The 23,578-nt window shown below is 59.6% G+C and carries 22 protein-coding genes; 7 read left to right on the plus strand and 15 right to left on the minus strand.

What is annotated here, in order from left to right; translation table 11 throughout:
* Positions 1-41: 41 nt before the first annotated feature.
* The 3 genes from L0U79_RS06660 to L0U79_RS06670 all read right to left on the minus strand — a co-directional run bounded on the left by L0U79_RS06660 (position 42) and on the right by L0U79_RS06670 (position 3,086).
* Complete coding sequence (locus L0U79_RS06660) at positions 42-1,769, minus strand: hypothetical protein (RefSeq protein ID WP_233841091.1); 1,728 nt, start codon at positions 1,767-1,769, stop codon at positions 42-44.
* A 281-nt stretch (positions 1,770-2,050) separates the two neighbouring features.
* Entirely contained in the window at positions 2,051-2,485 is a 435-nt protein-coding gene (locus L0U79_RS06665) for a pilin (RefSeq protein WP_233841092.1), read from the minus strand.
* A 160-nt stretch (positions 2,486-2,645) separates the two neighbouring features.
* Complete coding sequence (locus tag L0U79_RS06670) at positions 2,646-3,086, minus strand: pilin (RefSeq protein WP_233841093.1); 441 nt, start codon at positions 3,084-3,086, stop codon at positions 2,646-2,648.
* 504 nt (positions 3,087-3,590) lie between these two features.
* Between L0U79_RS06670 and L0U79_RS06675 the strand changes: the two genes are divergently transcribed.
* Positions 3,591-5,708 carry a S9 family peptidase gene (locus tag L0U79_RS06675; RefSeq protein WP_233841094.1) on the plus strand — a complete coding sequence of 706 codons (2,118 nt, stop codon included), beginning with the start codon at positions 3,591-3,593 and terminating at the stop codon, positions 5,706-5,708.
* 85 nt (positions 5,709-5,793) lie between these two features.
* Here the strand turns inward: L0U79_RS06675 and corA are convergent, their stop codons facing one another.
* The 7 genes from corA to miaB all read right to left on the minus strand — a co-directional run bounded on the left by corA (position 5,794) and on the right by miaB (position 12,606).
* Positions 5,794-6,813 carry a magnesium/cobalt transporter CorA gene (gene corA / locus L0U79_RS06680; protein WP_233841095.1) on the minus strand — a complete coding sequence of 340 codons (1,020 nt, stop codon included), beginning with the start codon at positions 6,811-6,813 and terminating at the stop codon, positions 5,794-5,796.
* A gap of 42 nt (positions 6,814-6,855) precedes the next feature.
* Positions 6,856-8,070 (minus strand): DUF4105 domain-containing protein, encoded by a 1,215-nt coding sequence (locus tag L0U79_RS06685; RefSeq protein WP_233841096.1) that lies wholly within the window; start codon positions 8,068-8,070, stop codon positions 6,856-6,858.
* Between the two features lie 165 nt (positions 8,071-8,235).
* Entirely contained in the window at positions 8,236-9,075 is an 840-nt protein-coding gene (locus L0U79_RS06690; RefSeq protein ID WP_233841097.1) for a transporter associated domain-containing protein, read from the minus strand.
* Positions 9,076-9,266: 191 nt separating this feature from the next.
* Positions 9,267-9,740, minus strand: a complete 474-nt coding sequence (ybeY, locus tag L0U79_RS06695; protein WP_233841098.1) for an rRNA maturation RNase YbeY — start codon at positions 9,738-9,740, stop codon at positions 9,267-9,269.
* Positions 9,741-9,751: 11 nt separating this feature from the next.
* A complete protein-coding gene (locus tag L0U79_RS06700; RefSeq protein WP_233841099.1) occupies positions 9,752-10,753 on the minus strand; it encodes a PhoH family protein in 1,002 nt (333 codons plus the stop codon).
* Positions 10,750-11,250: a GNAT family N-acetyltransferase gene (locus L0U79_RS06705; RefSeq protein WP_233841100.1), complete on the minus strand. Its 501-nt coding sequence runs from the start codon at positions 11,248-11,250 to the stop codon at positions 10,750-10,752. Before L0U79_RS06705 ends, L0U79_RS06700 begins: the two co-directional genes overlap by 4 nt.
* 9 nt (positions 11,251-11,259) lie before the next feature.
* Positions 11,260-12,606 carry a tRNA (N6-isopentenyl adenosine(37)-C2)-methylthiotransferase MiaB gene (gene miaB, locus L0U79_RS06710; protein ID WP_233841101.1) on the minus strand — a complete coding sequence of 449 codons (1,347 nt, stop codon included), beginning with the start codon at positions 12,604-12,606 and terminating at the stop codon, positions 11,260-11,262.
* A 239-nt stretch (positions 12,607-12,845) separates the two neighbouring features.
* On the opposite strand from miaB, the gene L0U79_RS06715 reads away from it, so the two are divergent.
* Positions 12,846-13,871: a lytic transglycosylase domain-containing protein gene (locus tag L0U79_RS06715; protein WP_233841102.1), complete on the plus strand. Its 1,026-nt coding sequence runs from the start codon at positions 12,846-12,848 to the stop codon at positions 13,869-13,871.
* Positions 13,872-13,893: 22 nt separating this feature from the next.
* On the opposite strand, the gene L0U79_RS06720 is transcribed toward L0U79_RS06715, so the two are convergent.
* Positions 13,894-15,120, minus strand: coding sequence for a trypsin-like peptidase domain-containing protein (locus L0U79_RS06720; protein ID WP_233841103.1), 1,227 nt, complete (start codon positions 15,118-15,120; stop codon positions 13,894-13,896).
* Positions 15,121-15,357: 237 nt separating this feature from the next.
* Here L0U79_RS06720 and petA point away from each other — a divergent pair, with 237 nt between their 5' ends.
* The 5 genes from petA to L0U79_RS06745 all read left to right on the plus strand — a co-directional run bounded on the left by petA (position 15,358) and on the right by L0U79_RS06745 (position 19,283).
* Positions 15,358-15,963, plus strand: a complete 606-nt coding sequence (petA, locus tag L0U79_RS06725) for a ubiquinol-cytochrome c reductase iron-sulfur subunit (protein ID WP_233841104.1) — start codon at positions 15,358-15,360, stop codon at positions 15,961-15,963.
* On the plus strand, positions 15,963-17,267 hold the full coding sequence (locus L0U79_RS06730) for a cytochrome bc complex cytochrome b subunit (RefSeq protein ID WP_233841105.1): 1,305 nt from the start codon (positions 15,963-15,965) through the stop codon (positions 17,265-17,267). The genes petA and L0U79_RS06730 overlap by 1 nt, the downstream gene beginning before the upstream one ends.
* On the plus strand, positions 17,260-18,003 hold the full coding sequence (locus L0U79_RS06735; protein ID WP_233841106.1) for a cytochrome c1: 744 nt from the start codon (positions 17,260-17,262) through the stop codon (positions 18,001-18,003). The genes L0U79_RS06730 and L0U79_RS06735 overlap by 8 nt, the downstream gene beginning before the upstream one ends.
* Positions 18,004-18,091: 88 nt before the next feature.
* The gene (locus L0U79_RS06740; RefSeq protein WP_233841107.1) at positions 18,092-18,718 is read left to right on the plus strand and encodes a glutathione S-transferase N-terminal domain-containing protein; all 627 of its coding nucleotides are present in this window, start codon (positions 18,092-18,094) and stop codon (positions 18,716-18,718) included.
* 139 nt (positions 18,719-18,857) lie between these two features.
* Positions 18,858-19,283, plus strand: coding sequence for a ClpXP protease specificity-enhancing factor (locus tag L0U79_RS06745; protein WP_233841108.1), 426 nt, complete (start codon positions 18,858-18,860; stop codon positions 19,281-19,283).
* 18 nt (positions 19,284-19,301) lie between these two features.
* On the opposite strand, the gene L0U79_RS06750 is transcribed toward L0U79_RS06745, so the two are convergent.
* The 4 genes from L0U79_RS06750 to L0U79_RS06765 form a co-directional block, all read right to left on the minus strand.
* Positions 19,302-19,718 carry a DUF3301 domain-containing protein gene (locus tag L0U79_RS06750; protein WP_233841109.1) on the minus strand — a complete coding sequence of 139 codons (417 nt, stop codon included), beginning with the start codon at positions 19,716-19,718 and terminating at the stop codon, positions 19,302-19,304.
* Between the two features lie 36 nt (positions 19,719-19,754).
* Positions 19,755-20,612 carry a carboxylating nicotinate-nucleotide diphosphorylase gene (nadC, locus tag L0U79_RS06755; RefSeq protein WP_233841110.1) on the minus strand — a complete coding sequence of 286 codons (858 nt, stop codon included), beginning with the start codon at positions 20,610-20,612 and terminating at the stop codon, positions 19,755-19,757.
* A 183-nt stretch (positions 20,613-20,795) separates the two neighbouring features.
* On the minus strand, positions 20,796-23,075 hold the full coding sequence (locus L0U79_RS06760) for a DUF1631 domain-containing protein (RefSeq protein ID WP_233841111.1): 2,280 nt from the start codon (positions 23,073-23,075) through the stop codon (positions 20,796-20,798).
* 212 nt (positions 23,076-23,287) lie between these two features.
* Complete coding sequence (locus L0U79_RS06765; RefSeq protein WP_233841112.1) at positions 23,288-23,560, minus strand: Trm112 family protein; 273 nt, start codon at positions 23,558-23,560, stop codon at positions 23,288-23,290.
* Positions 23,561-23,578: the final 18 nt, after the last annotated feature.

A 23,578-nucleotide genomic window follows, 5' to 3' on the forward strand; every position in this document is an offset into this window, starting at 1 on the left:
GGGAGAGCTGCTATTCTGCCGCACGACGCCGTGTGATGCGGTTATTGAGCTTTGTTAGTCCCGGACGATGGCGTTTCGCGCATTTTTTCGATTTCGGCGATGTCGGCCGTATTGATCGCTCGATCATCCACTAGCAAGTGCCGTAAAAACGGTAGATGGCTGTAGTCCGCTCGGCGCAGCGTTTCCATCGCTTGGCCGTACAATCCTGCGCTCGCCAAGTACTTGGCCTGCAGGCGTGGAATTTCAGCATCGGGGTCGTTACGAAAGGTCTCGTCTAGTTCCTGGATGGTCATACCCAATTGGCCATGCGCCACCGCCCAGAAATGTTTTTGGTAATGCAGAAATCCAGCGGCCAGGCCATCATTTCGATAAGCTGGGTTGTCTAGCAAGATGTTGGCGCTTTGCAGCCATGCCTGATCGTCAAATGCCGGACAATGCCCGCCGGATGCAAGCTCGCGCAATGTCGACACATTTTCAAAACCGCTGCGATCGAATGGCGCCACGCGTAGGACGTCGTCCATTCGTTGCACGTCCGCGGTCGTCAGCTGACCTTCCATGCACAGCAAATAGACACGATTTTCCGCAAGACCCGCGTTGTTTTGATGGCGAGCGTCGATGGTTTCGATCACCTGTAGGGACTGGCTTACCATGCCGTGCTGCAACAGTTGCTGGGCCAGAAACGTTTGGGCGCGGATCGAGTCCGGCTGACTATGCGCCCACGTGGCAGCAAGACGGTCCGCGGAGGCATAGACACTGGCACTGAGGGCTGTCGTGAAACAGCAGGCCAGCAGCCACAAGCCGTAAACAAGTAGGAGAACGCGCCTGCGTTGTGGAACTTGCCGTGCAATCCCGATGGCGATCGCCGCCATGACACCCACCAACGGCATGTAATTGCGATGCTCGAAATACAACTCCAGCATCGTCGTGGAGCTTTCGAGCAACTGACCGCCGAGGTACCAGAGAATGGCCATTGACAGCAACGGCCAACGACGCATGCCACCCAGGCTCACCATCAGCGCGGCCAAAAGAGCGAGCAGGGACGGAGCTGTGGTCCACGGGCTGAACACATTCTGCGATACGGCAAAACTATCGTGGTATAGACCGTAAAGCCCGAATTGAGGCAGAAACGTTTTGCCGAGATAGCTGACTAGTGCACGCGGCTCGGTCAATAGACGCTCACCAAGGGTGAAATCACGGAATCCGTGAACACCCCACTGTTCAGGTATCTGCCACAGCAAGTAGCCGATCACGAACAACACTGGCGGCCAGATAAGCAAGCGGCGTAGCCATAAAAGCTTGCGGGGCAGTCGATGCACGGCTTGGCGCAACACCGTGGCATCGAGCACCAAGGCATACAGCGGCAACAGGATTCCATTCTCCTTGCTGAGAAAGGCCAGCCCCATGCATGCGCCAAGACCAAACATCAACCATGCGCCGCGGCGCCACAGTGGCTCGCTTGTCGCCAACAGGGCGCGCAGATAGGCCAGCAGACCAAGCAGCACAAAGAACGCCATCAGAAGAGTCATGCGTTGCACGACGAGCACAACGCCCGATATCTGGATCGGGTCGAGCAACCATGCCGCCGTTGCGAGACAGGCGGCCAGCCAGGCACGCTTGTCTTCGGCATGGTCCGCTAGGTAGTTGCGCGCGAGGCGCAGCACAAGCAGAAACACCAGCACGCCATTGAGCAAATGCAGGCCGACATTCACCAAGCGGAACGGCATCGGATGATCGGGCCATGCCGACTTCTGCAGCAAGAAACTAAGCATGGCCAATGGTCGGCCAGGGAAGCTACGGGGCTGAGACAGGTAGAGGCCCAAGTCGCGCCAGCTCGAAACATGATCGATGCTGGTCAATGCTGCGAGATTGGGAAAATCATCGAATAGAAATGGACCGTGCAGAGCAGGCCAATAAAGTGCGGTACAAACAATTAGCAGCAGAACCAGGAAAAACAAGGCACGTTGTTGCAGCGGCATGATGGGCCTTAGTGGCGTGGACTAGGTGGCCGATGCCGCAGCTACGGCGATGATCAAAGTCGATGATTAAACGTTCATTGGCAGGTCGTCGGCAGATAGACTATGTCCGCGTTGCTCGTGCACTGCCAGTTGGTTGTGCCGTTGTTGACGCTCATACTGAGTGTGACTGTTTTGCCTTGCAAACGAGGCGAGACGCTGGCATTGCGCATGGTGGCGGTCACCGCGCAGCCTCCGGCTGCGATCGGCGCCACGTTCACCTGCGCAACGTATCTGCCGCTGTAGCTTGTTGCCGCGCTGAGTCCGTTGCTGCCGGCTGTGGGGCAGACGCCAGCCTGGTTGTAGTAGTCGGCCACATCGGTCTTCAGGCCATCGGCTAAAGTAACGGCTTCACTCAATTGTGCCTTGCCGGTGGCGTTTTGATAAATAGCGATGGCGATGGCAGCAAGAATTGCCATGATTGCCACCACAATCATCAGTTCGATCAGCGTGAATCCTTTTTGGATCTTCATGGTTTGCAGAAACCCCCCGTTTCTATGTATCAAAGCAGAGCAACCGGCGTGCCATGAAGCCGTTCAAAACAGACTTAGGTACTAAAAGAAAGGGCTCCATGAATTTGGAGCCCCTTCGGATTAAAACAATTGCACAGAGGCAGTTACTGAGTGCTACCTATTAGTTACAAGCAGCAGGCTTGTACTTCTGATCAAGCGCTGCGTCTGCGCAAACCCACGAGAAGGTGCCGCCGTTGTTCGTGCCAGTGAAAGTTACGCTCTGACCTACCAGCGGTGAAGACACCGAACCCGAAGGCTTGAAGGTCATCGTGATCACGCACGGACCGCCACCACCGGAGGTGGTTGCGGTAGCAACGTACTTGCCGAAGTAGCTGGTGTCCAGCGAAATGCCGCCCTGGCCATTATTCGGGCACTGACCGGTCTGGTTGTAGTACTCCACGATCGGCGTTTTCAGGCCGTCAGCGATGGTTTGAGTTTCCGAAAACTGAGCCTTGGTGATGTAGTTCTGATACTGCGGAATAGCGATCGCAGCCAGGATCGCGATGATCGCAACCACGATCATCAGTTCGATCAGGGTAAAACCTTTTTGCATGGTCTTCATGGATGGTTCCTTTTACTTGGTTAGCTAACCGTAGATGCCCCCTGAGCCCTAAACCCGAAACCCCCTAGGCAGGCTCGGCCCCATTCATCATGGTCAGGAACGACCAGGAAGCTGATGAAGTCGAAGCACTATACATGCCACAAGATGCCCTGCAAAAAGGCCTGAACAAGGGCCTTGCTCGTAATGTGTTAAGCATCACGAAAGCGGTTGAGTCGCGGGGCAAAAGACTCGATCCCTGTCACAAAGGACATTCGCGTGGCAAGCGGGAAGTGGATGATTCTTTTGCGTCCATCTGTGACGTTTTTTGTCAGTCTTGCCGCTGGCAGACACACGCTTAGGTGACTAAGCAGGTAACACCGTGAAACCCGGCTTGCCGCCGGGAGCGTCGTTGGGGACTATGGTGCACTGGGCGTAGGGACCTGCGAATTCCGTGCGCATAGACAAGGTTGGCAGTGCTCCAATCGGGGCATCCGCCGAGCCAAAAAAACATTGAAGGGAGACGCTATGAAAGTAATGTTCGCTGCATTGCTGTTGGGGTTGCCAATGGCATCGGCAGCCACTAACGGCACGCCTCTGGAAGATCATTCGATCCACCCATTCAGTATCAATGATCTTGTCATGATGGATCGGGTCAGCGATCCGCAGCTTTCGGCGGATGCCCGCTATGCGGCGTTTAGCGTACGCAGCACCGATTACGCGGCGAACAAAGGTGTCAGCGCGTTGTATGTGCAGGACTTGGGCGAATCGGGAAAGCCGATCAAAGTCGTTGCGAAGGGATCGTCGCCGCGCTGGTCGCCGGATGGTCACAGCCTGTATTACGTAGCGGCTGCCAATGGTGTCGCTCAGTTGTGGCGGTTGGATTTCACCAGCGGCAAGCACGGTCTCGATTTACAAGCGGCGTCCTCGCCGACACAAGTAAGTCATGGTCCCTTGGATGTCGATGCCTACAAACTCTCGCCCGATGGCAAGAGCGTGTTGTTGTCGTATGCCGTATTCACCGATTGCAACGATTTGGCGTGCACTAAGGAACGGCTCGACGGCCGCGCCAAAGATAAAACCACCGGAACCGTGTACCAGAAACTTTTTGTTCGCCACTGGGATACGTGGTCGGATGGCCGCCGCAGCCAGTTGTACATCGCCCATTTCGGTGCGGATGGACAACTGCCGGTCGAGCCGACCTTGCTCAGCCATGGCATCGATGGCGACGTTCCCAGCAAACCGTTCGGCGACGAGAGCGAATTTGCTTTCTCACCGGATGGCAATACCGTCTATTTCGATGTGCGTATCGCGGGAAATAGCGAGCCGTGGTCGACCAACTTCGATGTCTACAAGGTTTCCGCCGACGGTTCTTCCGCGCCGCAGAATCTGACCGAAGCTAACAAGGCATGGGACGCGTCTCCCGTGCCGTCGCCGGATGGGAAAACGCTTTATTACCTTGCAATGAAAACACCGGGATTCGAAGCGGATCGCTTCGGCATCATGGCGTTGGATCTTGCGACGGGCGCGACACGTGAAGTCGATCCTTCGTGGGATCGTTCCGCGGGTGGCATGCAGGTAAGCGAGGATGGCAAAACCTTGTTTGTCACGGCCGATGACAACGGACAACATCCGCTGTTCGCCGTGGATGTCGCCAATGGAAAGGTAAACAAGCTGGTCGATAGCGGCAGCATAAGCAGCTATTCCCTTGCGGGTAAGCGCATCTTGTTGGCGAGGGACGACCTTAAGCGCCCGGCAGATCTCTACACCGCCACGACGCAAGGCAAAGACCTGAAGCAAGTGACGCACTTCAACGCCGAGCGCTTGAAGAATGTTCGGATGGGCGAGCCCGAGTTCTTCACCTTCAAAGGTTGGAATAACGAAACGGTGCAAGGTTATGTCGTGAAGCCGGTGGACTACAAAGCCGGTCATAAATATCCGGTGGCGTTCATTATCCACGGCGGTCCGCAGGGTGCGATGAGCAACGATTGGAGCTATCGCTGGAATCCGCAAACCTACGCCGGCCAGGGTTTCGCCGTCGTTACGATCAACTTCCACGGTTCGACGGGTTATGGCCAGGCGTTCACCGATTCCATTTCAGGCGATTGGGGTGGCAAGCCACTCGACGATCTCAAGCTTGGTTGGCAAGCGGCGCTGGACAAATATCACTTCCTGAATGGCGATCGCGCGTGCGCGCTTGGCGCCAGTTACGGCGGCTACATGACGTATTGGATCGCCGGTGTCTGGAATAAGCCTTGGAAATGCCTGGTCGATCACGACGGCGTATTCGATGCGCGAATGATGTATTACGCCACCGAAGAGCTGTGGTTCGAAGAGCGGGAGAACGGTGGTGCGCAATTCGACGTGCCGCAGAATTACGAGAAATTCAATCCGGTCAATCACGTGAAAGATTGGCGTGTGCCGATGCTCGTGGTGCACTCCGGTAACGACTTCCGTATTCCGATCACGCAAGGGCTGGGCGCATTTACGGCGCTACAGCGTCAAGGCATTCCAAGTGAGCTGCTCACCTTCCCCGATGAAAATCATTGGGTGATAAAACCGCAAAACAGCGTGTTGTGGCACGAGACGGTGAATGCGTGGTTGAAGAAATGGACGGCCGAGGACGCGCCTGCTAAATCGCCTTAATCGACAGTAGTGGGCGGAGCGATGGCGGCATGTGCGCCATCGCTTTGTTCCGTCGATAACAAATTCGCGAAAAGTCGCTCGGGTGTCAGAACCATTTTGCGCGTTTGAGCGAAAAATAGATCAGCCCGACTAAGCCCGCTACGACGACCATGATCGTCGGATAGGCCCAAGGCTTGGTGAGCTCCGGCATATGCGTGAAGTTCATGCCGTACCAACTCGTTACCAAGGTCGGCGCCGCCAACATGGCGGCCCAACCGGCGAGCTTCTTCATCACTTCGTTCTGGCCGAACGTGACCAGCGATAAATTGACGTTGATCGCGGCGGTGAGCATTTCCCGCATGGCGCTGATCGACTCATTGACGCGAAAAACGTGGTCGTATACGTCGCGGAAGTACACGCGGAGTTCGTCCGGGATCAACTCGGGGTGCATGCGTACGAGCTGGTTGATAACGTCCTGCATCGGCGCCGCCGCCAGGCGTAATGTCATCAAATCGCGCTGCATGTCGTAGAGGCGACGCACCGTATGACGGTTGAACGTGTCGGCAAAAATATCTTTTTCCAGCTCCTCCAGTTCCTGACGAAATTCGCGCACGATAGGGAGCAGATTGTCGACGATGTAATCGAGCACGCTGTACAAGCCGTAGCTCGGGCCCAGCGCTAGTAAGTCCGGCGTCTTTTCGCACGCTTGCCGCGCCGGTTTATAGGAAAGCGAGGCGCCATGCCGAACGGTGATGAGATAGCGCTTCCCAAGAAAAACGTGCGTTTCGCCAAAGGCGATATGTCCGTTTATCAATTGCGCGGTTTGCACCACGATAAAAAGCGAATCGCCATACGTCTCGATTTTGGTGCGCTGATGCGCCAGTTGCGCGTCTTCCACCGCGAGGTCGTGCAGATTGAATTCTTCCTGCAGCTTCAATAGCAGCGCGCTATCGGGTTCGTGCAGACCTACCCAGACGAAGGTGTCGTCCTCTTTCAGCGCTTCGCTGATGTCGTCGATGCTGATGTCGCGAAGGCGTGTTCCATCGGTTCGATAAGCCACGCAATTGACGACCATGGCGCTATCGGTGGAATTTTGAGCCGCTGCGACGGTGTTGGATTTGGGCATTGGGTGATGATCCTACGCGCACGTGTGCAGGCTGCGTCGAGGTCAAGCTCGCGTCGTTTGTCGAAGCGACCATGCCAACGCGAGCCAGATAGGTAATGCAAAGAGAATCCACGGTTGATTTTGCTGGACAACACCAGGCAGAAGATGCGCCAACAAAGCGACCAGCAATGCGATCAATTGCACCATGAGGGCGCCATTGGCGAGACGCGATGGCGTGATGTAGTGGTGTGCGCGCCATGTTGTGCGCACCAGCAAGAAAGCGAGTGGATTGAACAACAGCAAGTTTGCATTGGCCCAGGCGGAATGATGCGCGGTGAGCGTCCAGAGGATCAGCATCACGATGCCGACCAGGCCCGCGAGAATTAGATAGAGGCTTGATAGCAACGCGAATGCAAGCCGTGCGCGGCGCGACGCAATCGCAATCAGCGCTGCGAAAATCAAGCCTGCAATGCCTAGCGGGATGCGCAAATCTGGTGCAGCGACGGGTGGGACGTCGAGGCGGTTGGGCGACAGCCGCGCTTCGTTTTGCACGAGCGGCTGCGTGCCGCCGTGGCCGTCGGGAACGGCGACATTGCGGAGGCTTTTTTGCAGTTCTTCCGGCAGAAAACTTTCTTGCCAAGCATTGAGCGGTTGATCGGCATACGGGCCAAGGCCGAGATCGAGAATCAGCATCAGCCACGGTTGTGCGCTCATCAATCGATTGGTTTGCTGACGGTAGGTCATGCCGCCGGGCGATTGCGTCAAGCGTGCTTTGATGGCGCCGCCGAGTGCGCGATCCAGTGCGTCGCGGACGCGGGTGGTGCAGTTGTCGACGTAGTAGTCGTAGTTGTAGACGGCGTTTTCGGGACGGAGATTCCAGAACAGGAAGTCGCGCAATGCGGCCGCTTGTTGCGGCGTGAGCGCGAGCTTTTGCTTGGTGATGGAGCGTCCGGCTTGTTGGTAGAAACTTTCTTCGTCGGTGGTGACTTCGGCATCGATCAGGTAGTGCATGCGACCGCGTGCGAAGTTGAAGAAGAAGTTTTTCTCGTCGAAGTTGAAGACGCCGTAGTTGAAGTCGATCTCTTCGCCGCTAACCGTGTCGCGCAGTTCGATGGCGTCGTGGCCGAAGCGTTCCCAGTAGATGTCGCCGGGGCCGTAGGTGATCAGGGAGATGTCGAGGTTTTCGCCGGGAGCTTCGGCAACGCTGGCGCGCGCGGGGGCGATAGCGCTGCACAGGATGATCAGGGCGATGAGAGCGATGCGGCCGGCCAGTGTCATGGGATGGGCAAAGGTGGGGGACGCGTTAGGGTAGCGGATGTGTGCGAAGTGGGGAGCTTGTTCGCTAGGTTGGCCCCTCACCCCAACCCTCTTCCTCGCTCCTCAGAACGCGGCCATCCATGGCCGCTCCCCGCGTCCCGTAGGGGAGAGGGAGCAAGAGCGCGATTACCGACGGACCACGCGGAATTGCTGCACGCGGCGATCATCGGCTTGCGTGACCTGGAATTCGAAGTTGCCGATGCCGATCTGTTCGCCCACTTCCGGCAGGTGGCCGAATTCGGAGGTGACCATGCCGCCGATGGTGTCGAATTCTTCGTCAGAGAATGCGGCGCCGATTTCTTCGTTGAAGTCGGCAATCGGCGTGAGCGCATCGACGATCCATTCGCCGTCGGACTGCTCGCTCACCAGGTTGGGTTCTTCCTCGTCATCGTGCTCGTCGTCGATTTCGCCGACGATTTCTTCCAGCACGTCTTCGATGGTGACGAGGCCGGCGACGCCGCCGTATTCATCCACCACGAGCGCCATGTGATTGCGGCTGCGGCGAAATTCCGCCAGCAACACATTCAGACGCATCGATTCGGGAATCAGCACCGCCGGGCGCAGGATCGTGCGCAGATCGAAATCGTGGCCGTTGCCGAAATACTTGAGCAGGTCCTTGGCAAGCAGAATGCCCAGGATGTCGTCCTTGTCTTCGCCGTGCACAGGGAAACGCGAGTGGCCGGATTCCACCACGGCGGCAAGGATATCGGGAAGCGGCGAGTCCACGTCGATCATGACGATCTGTACGCGGGGCACCATCACGTCGTCGACATTGAGCTCGGTAACTCGCAGCGCGCCTTCCAGCATGGGAAGGGTGTCGGCTGTAAGCAGGCCGTTGGCCTGGGCGGTCCGCAACTCGTCGATCAGTTCTTCGCGGTTGCGCGGTTCGCCGGAAAACAGATGGCCCAGTCGATCCCACCATGTTCGGTGGACCGGGCCGCTGGTACTGCCAGGGTCCTCGTTCATTACTCTTAAAAAGACAGCCCATGCAGGGCGGAAAAGTGAGTCTAGCGGAAAAACCGTGACAATTCAGAGCTTAGGACACGTGGTCGGCTGCCAAAAAGGTTACGGGACAAGCTAGACATGGGGCGATTTCGCTCGCCATCAAGCCGAGCCCCACGCCAAATTGTCGTTGCCGGGCGGGCAGTTGCGAACGCTCACGCCTGGTAGGGATCGGCGATACCCAGGCCCTTGAGGATGCGGGTTTCCAGGGTCTCCATCCGTTCGGCATCCGTTTCGACGATATGGTCATAACCGAGCAGATGCAGCACGCCATGCACCGTGAGGTGAGCCCAGTGATGAGCCGCCAGCTTGCCTTGTTCGCGGGATTCGCGGTTGACCACCGGGGCGCAAATGGCGATGTCGCCGAGCAAGGGCAGACGAACGCCGGGCGGCAGGTCCACGGGAAACGAAAGCACGTTGGTCGCGTAATCCTTGCCGCGATACGAGCGGTTGAGCGTGCGGCCTTCGCGCGTGCCGACAATGCGTATCGCTAGCTCGGCCGGTTGGCGGCGACGAGCGCCAGCCAGAGCTGCGTCCACCCAACGACGAAAACTAGCGGGCGCAGGCACGCCGGCGCGCGGTACGCCGTAGCTCAAATGCACAGTGGCGAGGTTCGTCGTGGCGGGCATATAGGTGTCGATCAGTGCGCGGACTTGGGTTTGTCTTGGGGGTCGTTTTGTTCTTCAAACGCCTCGTATGCGCGCACGATCTTCGCTACCAATGGATGGCGCACGACGTCGCGCGACGTGAAGAAGGTAAAGCTGATGCCATCCACGCCGCGCAGCACTTCCACCGCGTGACGCAAACCCGAACGAACGTGGCGAGGCAAGTCGATCTGGCTGACGTCGCCGGTAATCACCGCCACCGAGCCGAAGCCAATGCGCGTGAGGAACATCTTCATCTGCTCGACCGTGGTGTTCTGCGCTTCGTCGAGAATTACGTACGAATCGTTGAGCGTGCGGCCGCGCATATACGCGAGCGGCGCGATCTCGATCACGTTGCGTTCGATCAGCTTGGCGACTTTCTCGAAGCCGACCATTTCGTACAGCGCGTCGTACAACGGGCGCAAATACGGATCGACTTTCTGCGACAGATCGCCCGGCAAAAAACCGAGTTTTTCGCCGGCTTCCACGGCCGGGCGCACCAGCAAAATGCGCTGCACGCGATTGGCTTCCAGCGCTTCGACCGCGCTGGCGACGGCGAGATACGTTTTGCCGGTGCCGGCCGGACCGACGCCAAAATTGATGTCGTGCGTGGTGATCGCGTGCAGATAGCGCGCCTGGTTCGGGCCACGGCCCTTGATCACGCCGCGCTTCACCTTGATCACGACTTCCTGCGCGCCTTCGGCCGCTTCTTCCGAAATCGCATCGATGCCGGATTCGGCCAGGTGCAGATTGATCTTCGCACCGTTGAGCGATTCGTTTTCCGTCGTGGCGTAAAGCGCGCGCAGCACTTTTTCGCCGGCGCGTGCGGCGGCTTCTTCGCCGATCACCTGGAACAGATTGCCGCGATGATCGATTTCCACGCCTAGGCGCAATTCCACCTGGCGCAGGTGCTCGTCGAACGGGCCGCATAAATTGGCGAGCCGGGCGTTGTCTTCCGGGTCGAGCGCGAAGTCGCGTTGGTTCAAACCGTTAGTCATAGGTAACGATGCATCACGTAGATGTCGGTGGGGCCGTGTTCTGCATGGCGAAATGCGCCCGGCACCTGTCCGACGATGTTGAATCCGTGCCGCTGCCATAGGCGCACGGCGGCGGTATTGGTGGAAACCACGAAATTGAATTGCATGGCGGTAAAGCCCGCCTCGCGCGCCTGCTGCATCGAATGCTCGCACATCTTTCCGGCAATGCCTTGTCCGCGCGCGCTGGGCGACACCATGTAACCGGCGTTGGCGACGTGATCTCCCAAACCTGGTTGATTGGGGCGAAGCAGGTAACAACCAAGTACTTCGTCGCCGCGCTCGGCTACGAAACAACGGGAAGGCGCGGTCGTCCACCACTCGCGCGCCTGTTCCATTTTAAGATCGGGTGGATAGCTGTAAGTGTCGCCCGCCGCGATCACGCTGTGAAAGATCGGCCACACGCGCGGGAACTCGTCCGCGCCGATTTGCCGAATCATCAGATCAGCGTCGACGGTCATGCGCGCGATTCAGGCGGCTTCTTCGCTGCCTACGCTGGCGACACGTCCGCGCAATGAATTGGTCATCGCTTCGGTGATCACCACATCGACGAACTGACCGATCAAGCGCGCAGGGCCGGGGAAGTTCACGTAGCGCATGTTTTCGGTGCGCCCGGTCAGTTCGTTCGGGTCTTTACGGCTGGGTTTTTCCACCAGCACGCGTTGCACGGTGCCGACCATCGCATCGTTGATCTGCTTAGCGTTTGCGTTGAGCACGGCTTGCAGGCGTGCGAGGCGCTCATGTTTCGCCTCGGACGGCGTGTCGTCGTCGAGGTTGGCCGCGGGCGTGCCGGGGCGCGAAGAGAAGATGAAGGAGAAACTCTGGTCGAAGCCGACGTCGTCGATCAGCTTCATGGTCTTCTCGAAGTCGTCGTCCGTTTCGCCGGGGAAGCCGACGATGAAGTCGGACGAAATGCAGATGTCCGGACGCACGGCGCGCAGTTTGCGAATCTTCTGCTTGAATTCCAGCGTGGTGTAACCGCGCTTCATCGCCGCGAGAATGCGGTCGGAACCGGCTTGCACGGGCAGGTGTAGGAAGTTCGCCAGCTTCGGCACGTTTGCGTACGCCTCGATCAGCGAATCGGAAAACTCCAGCGGATGCGAAGTGGTGAAGCGGATGCGGCCGACGCCGTCGAGCTGCGCGATGGCGTGGATCAGCACGGCCAGATCCGCGGTGCCGCCGTCGTGCGTCGGGCCGCGATAGGCGTTGACGTTCTGACCCAGCAGGATCACTTCGCGCACGCCTTGCTCGGCGAGCTGCGCCACTTCCACGATCACGTCGTCGAACGGGCGGCTGATTTCCTCGCCGCGCGTGTACGGCACCACGCAATAGCTGCAGTACTTGGAGCAGCCTTCCATGATCGATACGAAGGCGGTCGGGCCGTCGGCGCGCGGTTCGGGCAGGCGGTCGAACTTCTCGATTTCGGGGAAGCTGATGTCCACCTGCGGCTTGCCGGTGGCGCGCTTGGCTTCGATCAGTTCGGGTAAGCGATGCAGCGTTTGCGGGCCGAACACCAAGTCCACGTACGGCGCGCGCTTGATGATCGCCTCGCCTTCTTGGGAGGCCACGCAACCGCCCACGCCGATCAGCACGGGCTTGCCGCCCTGCTTGTATTCCTTCCAACGACCGAGCTGGCTGAAGACCTTTTCCTGTGCCTTTTCGCGGATGGAGCAGGTGTTGACCAGGATCACGTCCGCTTCCGACTCGTCCTGGGTCAATTCCAGGCCGTGCGATGCCTTCAGCACGTCGGCCATTTTGGCCGAGTCGTACTCGTTCATTTGGCAGCCGTGGGTCTTGATGAAAAGCTTGCCGCTCATGGCGATGGGTACCGTGGGTCTGAAGGCGTGGCGCGGATGGCGTCGAACCCGACATGATACTAGCCGTCCGACCGGCCTGCCACTGACGGATCAAGCACTTGCGGGCATGTCCTGGCTCACGAAACCCATGATTGAGGCTTGGCGTAAGCCAGACATGGGCGCAAACTGCCGCCATGTTTGCCGCCGTACGCCAAAGGGGAGGCCACGGCCGCCGGTCAGCGGATCTCCCTGCACATTTTTTGATCACATTGCTGGTCATGCTGGGGTGTGTCTTGGTGCTGGCGGCACGGCCGGCCAAGGCAGGCGTGCTTTATCGATGCGCCGGGTCCCAGGGCGAGACGGTGTTTACGACCACCAAAGCCGGTTACCGCGACTGCAAGGCGATGACATCGATCCAGACCGAGGTGGCTCACTCAGGGCCGCGTCGGGTGATGTCTCGGCAAGTCACCTCGTTGGCCTGGGTCACAGGCTGGGCCGAAACCACGGCCACGGCGGTCGCGCCGATCGTCGTTTCACTCGACCGGGTCGCGGGCAATGTCGAGACGACAGCGCGGGCGATCGCGACGGCGCCTTCGCCCACCGGAAAGCCGGGGCAATGGACATACGACGAATCGCGTACCGCATCGCCGGATGCCTTCGCGTCGGCAGGTTCGCAAGACTCGCAAGACAATCGCGTATTACGCGGCGCGGTCTATCGCGTGGTTCATCGCGACGGCAGCGTGGAATACACCAACATCGCGCCAGCCGGTGCGCAAGCTAACAACGTCACACGTCTTTTCAGCTACATCGCCACGTGCATGGCGTGCAATCTGCATTCGACGATCAACTGGGGCACGGTCGCGCTCAATCTCGACGCCTACAAAGAAGTGATTCGTCAGGCGAGTTTGGAATCGGGCGTGGATGAGGCGTTTTTGCGCGCGATCATCCAAGCCGAAAGTGCGTTCAATCCGCGCGCGATGTCGTTGAAAGGCGCGCAAGGGTTGATGCAGTTGATGCCCGGTACCGCGAACGATATGGGTGTGCTCGATGCGTTCGACCCGGTGCAGAACATTCGCGGCGGTGCGCGTTATCTCGGCGTGCTGATGCGCAACTTCAACGGTGACGTGCGCCTGACTGCCGCGGCGTACAACGCCGGTCCCGGCGCCGTGCAGCACTACAACGGCGTGCCGCCGTATGCGGAAACGCAGGTCTACGTGCAGCGCGTTGGCGAATTGCTGCAGCGCTATTCCAAAGCCTTGCATCCGCCGCTGTCGGCAAGTCTCTAGCGACCAAGCGAGCGATCGCCAATCAGGTGTCGCTGCCGCTGCTCGACGCCGAGGCCGCCGTCGGCGTTTGCGGTGGTCGCTGGATCACGCTCACCAGCACATGGAACGGCACGCCATTGCGCAGGCCGGATACTTCGACCTTTTTGCCGGGCTTCAACGCCGCTTCCTGCCGACTGAGATCGGCGGGGTCGCGAATGTCGTCGTCGCCCAGGCGCAGCAAAATATCGTGCGGCTGGATCCCTGCCAGCGCGGCGGGACTGCCAGGGGTGACGTCGGTCACCTGCGCGCCGCGTGCAGCGGCCGCCGGCAGGCCGCTGTCGGCGGCCACGGGAACGAAGCCGTAGTTGGCGCCCAGCCAGCCGCGTGTGACGCGGTGGGTTGCGATTAATTGTCGCAGTACGTTGGTGGCGGTATCGACCGGAATGGCAAAACCGATACCCTCGGCGTTGGCTGCCTTGCCGATCAGGAGGGTGTTGATACCGACCAAGTCACCGTTGCTGTTGACCAGTGCGCCGCCGGAGTTGCCGAGGTTGATCGCCGCATCGGTCTGGATGAAATCTTCCGGGCTGCTGTTGCTCAACTGACGGCCGAGGGCGCTGATGATGCCCATGGTTACGGTCTGATTGAGATTGAGCGGATTGCCGATGGCCAAAACCACATCGCCGACGCGCGACCTTCTCGGATCGGCCATGTGAATCACCGGCAAGTTTCCGGCGTCCGCGATCTTCAGCACGGCAAGATCCGTTTCTTCGTCCGCGCCGACCAGGGTAGCTTTGGCGACGCGTCCGTCGTAGAGCAAAACCTGGATGTTGTCGGAGTTGGCGATCACGTGGTTATTCGTAAGCACGTAACCGTCCGCGCTGACGATCACGCCGGAGCCGAGACTCTGTTCGCGACGCTTCACCGTACCGACGGGCGTGCCGCCGAACAGCTGCTGCATCAACGGATCGGTGAACATGCGCACGGCTTGTTCGGTCACGACTTTGTTGGCGTAGATGTTGACCACCGATGGCGCGGCTTTGGCGACGGCATCCGCGTAGGAGGCTGGCGCGCTCGCTTGAGGTGATTCGGTTTGTAACGCAACGGGCGATGTCGCGCTCGCTGCGGGGGTTGTCGACGATTGCAGTCCGAAGCGGGCGCGCAAGCGATCGCCGACACCCGGCCACACAAGACTGATTACGAACGCGATCGCCAACCCCAGTACGACGAATCGGGCAATAAAGGCGACGATGCCGGCGGCATGCTTCATGTCGTATGAGTCTGTGGAAGGTAAGCGCGTAAGTGTGGCAGAGCGACGTGACCGCCTGTGCGGTTTTATTGTAGGGTTCTTAGCCTGAGGCTAGACTAACGCGATTTTTTAAGTAGTTCGATTTTGGATTTTGCAGGGGCACGATCCTGGGGCGGTCGGCGAAGCGCAATCTTTTTCGTCCGCATCGGCAGTATCTGGTTTCTGCAGTGTCAATGGCATGCAATACCGGAGAGCCTGATGGCGAACGAAGTCGTCGATCAAGGCCGCCGCCGCTTTCTCACTACGACTACGGCCGTAGTGGGGGGAGTAGGCGTAGTGGCGGCAGTAGTGCCTTTCATCAAGTCGTGGGAACCCAGTGCAAGAGCTCGTGCCGCCGGCGCTCCGGTAACGCAGTCGCTCAAGAAGATCGAGCCCGGTCAGCAGTTGATCGTGGCGTGGCGCAGCCTTCCGGTTTTTATCGTCAATCGTTCGCAGACGCAGTTGGCGGCATTGCCCCAGCAAGACGCTCGCCTGGTCGATCCGGCGTCCACCGGCTCATCCGTCGATCAGCAGCCGAAGTACGCGCAGAACGCGACCCGTTCCATCAAGCCCGAGTGGCTGGTGATGATCGGTATCTGCACGCATTTGGGCTGCGTGCCCAACTACGTGGGCGAGATGAAGCCCGAACCCTTCGATCCGAATTGGCAAGGGGGTTATTACTGCCCGTGCCATCACTCGCGCTACGACATGGCCGGACGCGTGTATCAAGGGGTGCCGGCGCCGAAGAACATGGCGATTCCGCCTTATCAGTTTCTCGATGACACGACGGTGCAGATCGGCGTCGATAAGGAAGGGGCAGCGTAATGGCGAACGTCTTCTCGAATATCGGCGAATGGTTCAACGAGCGTGCGCCGGGCTTGATGCCCGTGTATCGCAAGCACATGACCGAATACTACGCGCCGAAGAATTTCAACATCTGGTATTACTTCGGTTCGCTGGCCTTACTGGTGTTGGTCAATCAGATCGTCACCGGCATCTTCCTCACCATGAATTACGACCCGAGCGCGACCGGTGCGTTCGACTCGGTGCAGTACATCATGCGTGACGTGGAGTGGGGCTGGCTGATCCGCTACATGCACTCCACGGGCGCGTCGCTGTTCTTCGTGGTGGTGTACCTGCATATGTTTCGCGGCATCATGTACGGCTCGTATCAGAAGCCGCGCGAGCTGGTGTGGTTGCTCGGCATGCTGATCTTCCTGGTGCTGATGGCCGAGGCGTTCATGGGCTACGTGTTGCCATGGGGCAATATGTCGTTCTGGGGCGCGAAGGTGATCGTTTCCTTGTTCGGGACGATTCCGGTGATCGGCAAGGATCTGGTCGAATGGATCATGGGCGATTACCTGCCTGCCGACGCGACGCTCAATCGCTTCTTCGCGTTGCACGTCATCGCGCTGCCGATCGTGCTGCTGTTGCTGGTGGTGCTGCACTTGGCGGCGCTGCATGAAGTGGGCTCGAACAATCCGGACGGCGTGGACGTCAAGCATGGCCCGAAGGGCAATCGCTGGGATCCGACCAAGCCGGCCGACGGCATTCCGTTCCATCCGTATTACACGCTGAAGGATCTGGTTGGCGTCGGTTTGTTCCTCGCCATTGCCGCGTTCATCATCTTCTTCCAGCCGACGCTGGGCGGTTGGTTCTTGGAACACGACAACTCAGTCGCTGCCAATAACCTGGTCACGCCGCTGCAGATCAAACCGGTGTGGTACTTCACCGCGTTCTACGCGATCGTGCGCATGATTCCTTCGGCGATGGGCACGGCGGTGTGGGGCGTGCTGGGCATGTTCGGCTCCATCGCGCTGCTCTTCGCGTTACCGTGGATCGATGCGGGCAAGGTCAAGTCGATCCGCTATCGCGGTACCGGCTACAAAGTCGCATTGACGCTCTTTATCCTGGCCTTCTTCGGCCTGGTGTTTATCGGCACCGACCTCACCGACGATTACTTCCCGAAATGGTTTGGCCAAGATATCGACATCACGGCATGGGACAACGTATTCGGTCGCGTGTTGGTGCTCATCTACTTCGGATTCTTCGTTTTCCTGTGGCTTTACACGCATCTTGGCTGGGAAAAAACCAAGCCGGTTCCGGAACGGGTGACCACGCATGACTAAGCGCTACATCTCCATTTTTGCGCTGGCGTTCGGCCTGTTGTTTGGCGCTACGTCGGTCATGGCCCAAGAAGGTCCGGAGCTGCCTTCGGCAGGGACCAATCTGCGCGATCAGGCATCGTTGCAGCGCGGCGCGCATCTGTTCTTCAACTACTGCGTGGGTTGTCACTCACTGAAGTACTTGCGCTACGAGCGCATGGCGGACGACCTGGGTCTGACCCAGGAAGACGTGATGAACAACTTGAACTTCACCGGCGGGAAATTCGGCGACACGGTGATCTCGCACATGCCGCCGGACGACGCGCAGAAGTTCTTCGGCAAGGCGCCGCCGGATCTCTCGTTGGAAGTCTCGGCGAAAGGTCCGGATTGGGTCTTCGCCTATCTCAATTCGTTCTATCTCGACCCCAAGAGTCCTATCGGTTGGAACAATACGGTGCTGCCTAACGCCGCCATGCCGTTCCCACTGTGGGAGTTGCAAGGTGAGCAAGTGCCGGTGATGAAACCCGCCAAGCCGGGCGACGATCCGGAAGTGGAAAAGCTGACCTTGCTGCATCAGGGCAAACTCACGCCGGAGCAATATCAGCAAGCCGCTCGCGACATCACCAATTTCCTTGAGTACGTGTCCGAGCCGGCTGCGTTGCAGCGTCATCGTTACGGCATCTGGGTCGTCTTGTTCCTGCTTGGGTTTACCTTCCTGGCGTACTTGCTCAAAAAAGAATATTGGAAGGACGTCCACTAAAAAGATACGTCCCTAAAAGGTATAAGGGACTTGTGGCCGCAGATGGCAAACGCCATTCTTGCGGCCACCTCACCTGGGGAGATGGTGCATGGTCCAGAACGCTCGTTCCCGGACAGTACTCGCCCTGTACTCCGCGGCCGATGACATCCAATGTCATCGCGTGCGGCTGGTGCTGGCAGCGAAAGGGGTCACCTACGATCTGATCCCGGTCGATACGGCCAAGCCGCCGCAGGATCTGCTCGATCTCAATCCCTATGCCACCCTGCCGACGCTGGTCGATCGCGAGCTAACGCTCTACGACACCGCGGTGATTTGCGAATACCTGGACGAGCGCTACCCCCATCCGCCGCTTATGCCGATCGATCCGCTTTCCCGCGCGCGGTTGAGGCTGGCCACGGTGCGCATCGAACGCGATTGGTTGCCGGAGGTGGAGCACATCAAGGCCGGCGGCAAGCCGGCGGACGTCGCACGCAAACGGTTGCGCGAACACTTGCTGGAAGCCCTGCCTTTGTTCAAGGCGTCCAAATTCTTTCTCAACCCCGAAATGAGCTTGGCCGATTGCCTGGTCACGCCCGTGGTGTGGCGTTTGCCTGCCTTGGGGGTGGACCTGGGGCGCGAAGGCAAGCCGATCATGGATTACGGCGAACGCCTCTTCCACAGCCAAGGGTATGCTCGTAGCCTGACCACGGAAGAACGAGCGTTGAGGGCGCCGTAGCGGCGGCGGCCTGGACATCACCCCGTCCTTTCACATTCAATACGTCGTTGCCCTGCGGTCTGCGACCAGACAGAACCGGTGACATCCACCCAACTTCAGTCAGAGCGCCCTTCAGGTGACCCAGCAAGACTCGCATCAAATGTCCTCCAATCGTCCGTATCTGCTGCGGGCGATCTATGACTGGATCAGCGACAACAACCTCACGCCGTACATGCTGGTCGACGCCACGCGCAACGGCGTGCGCGTGCCGCCGCATGTGATCAAGAACGGACAAGTGGTGCTCAACCTGGCCATGCGCGCGGTGGCCAACCTGGACTTGGGCAACGAGTGGATCAGTTTTCAGGCGCGTTTTTCCGGCGTCAGCCACAGCATCCAGATTCCCATTCCCGCGGTACTGGCCTTGTATGCGCAGGAAAACGGGCAGGGCATGATGTTTCCGGCCGACGAAGAAGACGGTGAGCCGCCGCACGATCCGCCGTCCCCGCCGCCTTCGTCCGAACCGCCTTCGACCGATGGCGACAAACCCAAGCGCGGCGCCGGTTCGCATTTGCGCGTGGTGAAGTGACGAGGCGCGACGCGTCTTTTAGTGGCGTACGTCTTTATCGCGATGGTGGCGCCGAAACGGCACGATGTTGCCGCTCGGTGGCACGGACGCTTCGTCCGCAGCGTGTTCCGGATATTCCGGCGTATACAGCTCGATCGTAGGAAGAATGAGCGCCGTGAGCATGTTGCCGATCATCCACAAATTCCCGGCTTCGCGGTCGTCGCCGTCGATGCTTACCTCGAAGCTGTAGCGGCGCTCCAGCATGCGTTGCCCCCGGAAGCGGCGAAAACGCACGCCGCTCAGGCCCACCGTTTCATCGAGCAACTGCAATCCATGCTGCTGACAACGCCACCGCGCTTCCTGGATGGCGCGGTCGCGGGCGCGGCTTAGCGCAAGCCAGGCGCCAACAATGGCCAATAACGCGATAAGCAATAAAAGGGTAGCGAGGTCGCCCATACCCGCAGTGTGTGGGCGACTGGCGGATGCCGCAAGTCAGTCGATCTGCAAACGCAGCGAAAGATCGACTGCTTTCACATGCTTGGTCAGTGCGCCGACTGAGATGTAATCCACGCCGGTGCTCGCGTACTCGCCAATGGTTTGCAGGTTGACGTTGCCGGAAATCTCCAGCGGCACGCGGCCGTCGGCTTGCGCGACCGCTTCACGCATTAGCGGCGGCGTGAAATTGTCCAGCATGACGCGATCCACGCCCGCATCCAGCGCCTGCTGCAGTTCGTCCAGGTTTTCCACTTCCACTTCCAGCAACAACGTTGGATGAAGTCGACGCGCCGCTTGCACTGCGGCGGCGATGCTGCCGGCGGCGATGATGTGGTTTTCCTTCACCAGAATTGCGTCGTAGAGCCCGATGCGATGGTTGTGGCCGCCGCCGCATCGCACGGCGTATTTCTGCGCCAGTCGCAAGCCCGGTATGGTTTTGCGGGTGTCGAGCACGCGCGTCTTGGTGCCGGCGACGGCGGCGACATACGACGCCGTGGTGGTGGCCGTTGCGGATAGCAGCTGCAGGAAATTCAAGGCGGAGCGTTCGGCGCTGACAAGCGCTCGCGCACGGCCCTGGATGTCGCAAAGGATCGTATTTGGCGTCACGCGATCACCGTCGCTGACGTGCCACGTGATGCGCGCATGCGGATCGAGCTTGTGCACGCAGGCGTCGAACCAGGGGATGCCGGCGACGACGGCATCTTCCCGGCAGACGAGTTGTGCGCTCGCCTGCGCACCTTCCGGAAGAAGGCTGGCCGTGGCGTCGCCATGCCCGATATCTTCCGCAAACGCGCGCTCCACATCGGCGTTGATGAGTGTCTGATCGGGTGGCGAGAATCGAAAGGCAGTTGTCATAGCGTGATCTGCATCGAAAGAGTTGTCCTCTCCGGGGTGGCAGAGGTTGGGCGAGGGACGATCCAGCGCGCATGCTACTTCACTGCGCGAAGAAATCGGCGCATCACACGAAGTGGGGTTCGCTTGCGCGAACCCCAGCCTGTTTATGCGATGTGTATGTGAATGGACCGAGAGAACGACGAATCAGGGCGATTCGTCGGTCCGGGTTTCTTCGTGACTCAACCGGTCGACGATGGCGTCCATCGCTCGATCGAACAAGGCGTTCGAGGCGAGGATGCGCGCACGGCCTTCGGTGATCACCACGGCCAGTTCGTACGGCGAGTAATCGGCGACCTTCAAGCCGCGACGATTCACGAACAAGTAGCGCCCGCTCATTGGGCTGATCCACGACAGCTTGGCGCGCTCGAAATGATCGCCTTCGCTATTGAATTCCAGCCACGTGCCAGGCTTGAGCGACTTGACGTGCTCCAACTCGTCACGCACTTCCGGCGCGATGGCTTCTTCTTCGGGTTCGGCATTGGCCGAATCGTCGTCCAGATCGGCGATGTTTTCGGCGATCGGCTGGATGCTTTCCGGAATCGGCAGCGGCGCGGGAGCCGCCTCGGCGGCCGGCGTTTCCGTCTGCGGTGCGGCCTCGCCCAGTTGCTGGCGATAGTAGGTGTGGAGCTGACCGAGCAGCTTCTCGATGTCGGCGTCCTGGAACGCGACGTTCGCCAACCCTTTGCGCAGCGCGCGTTCGATGCCGGGCAGCAGCTGGCGCAGATCGCGCTTGGCTTCCGGCGTGCGCACCGGCCTGGTGCTGGCGATAAACGCATCGACGAAACGTAGCGCTTCGCGGAATTCGGTCGATTCCTCGCCTTTGCGCAGAATCGTCAGCACGAGATAGTTGGCCCACGCGCGCGATAGCACGCCGTGGATCAGCGGCGGCAGCGTGTGATCGCCGATGCGGTTGAGAATTTCACGTGCGGCGCGACGGCGCGCCTGTTCCAGTTTCTCGCGACCGCGCGTAGATTCGGCGACGCGCTGTTCGGCCAGCTCTGCGCGACGGCGATTGGTTTCCTGAAACTGCTGCAGCTCGGCGGTCAGGCGATCGAAGATCGTCATGTCGTCGTCGAATTCCTGCAGCAGGCGCTCGACGATGGCCTTGACGGTATCGTGCAAACGACCGTCGCGATCCGATTCCTCCGACCAGCTCTTGGCGGCGTCCGCCAAGCCGTCCAGCAAGCGACGCGCCGGATGCTGACGATGGGCGAACAGCTTGCGATCGAGAATGGCGGCTTTGAGGTACGGGATCTGCAGTCGGGCCAGCAACACCTGCATCTGCGGCGGCAGGTTGCGGTCTTCGAGGATGAACTCGAACAGCATGCCGACCAGATCGATGGTGTCTTCATCGATCGTAGCGATCTGACCCGGACGCTGACCGCGCAGCGAACCGAGCTGCAGCATGAGCTGCTCTTTCAGATGCAACACCTGCTCGGCGATATCCAGCGTGCTCGCGCCGGTGACGATCGGCTGCATCGGCACCATGGCGGCTTGGCTTTGCAGCACGCTCAGCGCGCCGATCAATTCGTTGGCGGTCGGCAGCGGACCCGCCGTCATCGCAGAAAGCGGTACGTTCGGATGCGCACGGCGGGCGCTGAAAAGCGCGCGCAAGGTCTGCAGCAATTCGGCCGATGTTTCGCTGTCGTCCGCTTGCACCGGAGCCGGTACTTCGCCACCGGCGCCCGCCGCTGCAGTGCCGCTCGGAGCGTTGCGCGCACCTTCTTGACGGAGCTGCGGCAGCACGCCGGCGCGCATCAATTCGGTATTGACCTCTTGGTAGAGCTCATCCAAAGAAGCCAGCACGTAGCGGTCGAACAGCTTATAGATGATCAGCTTGACGCGCATGTCGGCATTGAGTTCGCGCATCGCCTGGCGGTATGCCTGGGTCAACAGCGCGGGGCCGATCGGATTGGTCGAGTCTTCGATACGCGCGCCGCCGCAGATCACCGACAGGCGCTGATTCACGGCGAACAGATCGCGCGCAAGACGCGCTTCGTTCTTGCCGATCATGCTGGTGATAGCCAGCGATTCTTCCAACTCGTTGTCCGCGACCAGCGACAGCTCGACGGAACCGGGGGCGGGCGATGGCGAGCCGGGCTGCGAGGGCGAACCCTGGCCGCCTGCGAAGTCGTTCAATTCGCGCGACACCAGCGCCAGAAAGCTGCGCTCGATCACCGGGCGGCGCTTGCGCACTTCGCGCATGCCGTCGAAGTAATGCATCTGCGCGGCGTTGTTTTCGGCTTTTTCGGCAAGGTCGAACAGCGCGTCGTCGACGTGCTCGAACATGTTGCCGATGTACTGCTGCAGGCGGCGGGCGGCGATCGTCCGAACAGCGTTCAACAAATCGCCTCCCCGACCGCTGGAGGGGTCCAGGCGCTGGCTGAGATTAACGATGTTCGACGACTCGTTGGCTTCTTTCATCGCCACACCCCTGTGGTTGGCTGGCTAGGCCGGTGCCGATTGCTGCCGTAAACGACAGTCTCACACCTTGAACAACCGAGGACGGTTGAGCCAGGAATGCCGCCGATCAGCGCAACATAAGCGAAATCGGCTTTCCTCGCCATGTCCGGCGTCATGGTTTTGTGGAGTGTTCGTTCAGACGACGTTTTGTCTCCGATTATAGGAGCAAAATCCTACGAAACGGCGGGGAAGTCGGTGAACTGGGTCGTGCCGATGCCTTCTTCGGGAAGCATGACGGGAATGCCGTCTTCGATCCGATAGATCACCTTGCGGTCGACGGTAATCAGGCCTTCGGCCAAGCGGTTGTGCACCGCAGCCCCCGCCACGTTGAGCGCCTGACCGCCCTCGATGGCTCGATTCACGGCATTGAGCTCGCCAGCGTTAAGCGGGCGCACCGGGGTTTTGCTGACCGGGCAGCAGAGGATGTCGAGGAGGCGCTTATCCATGAATAACGGCTGGATCTC

The sequence above is a fragment of the Dyella sp. 2HG41-7 genome, from assembly GCF_021390675.1.
Classification (GTDB): domain Bacteria; phylum Pseudomonadota; class Gammaproteobacteria; order Xanthomonadales; family Rhodanobacteraceae; genus Dyella_B.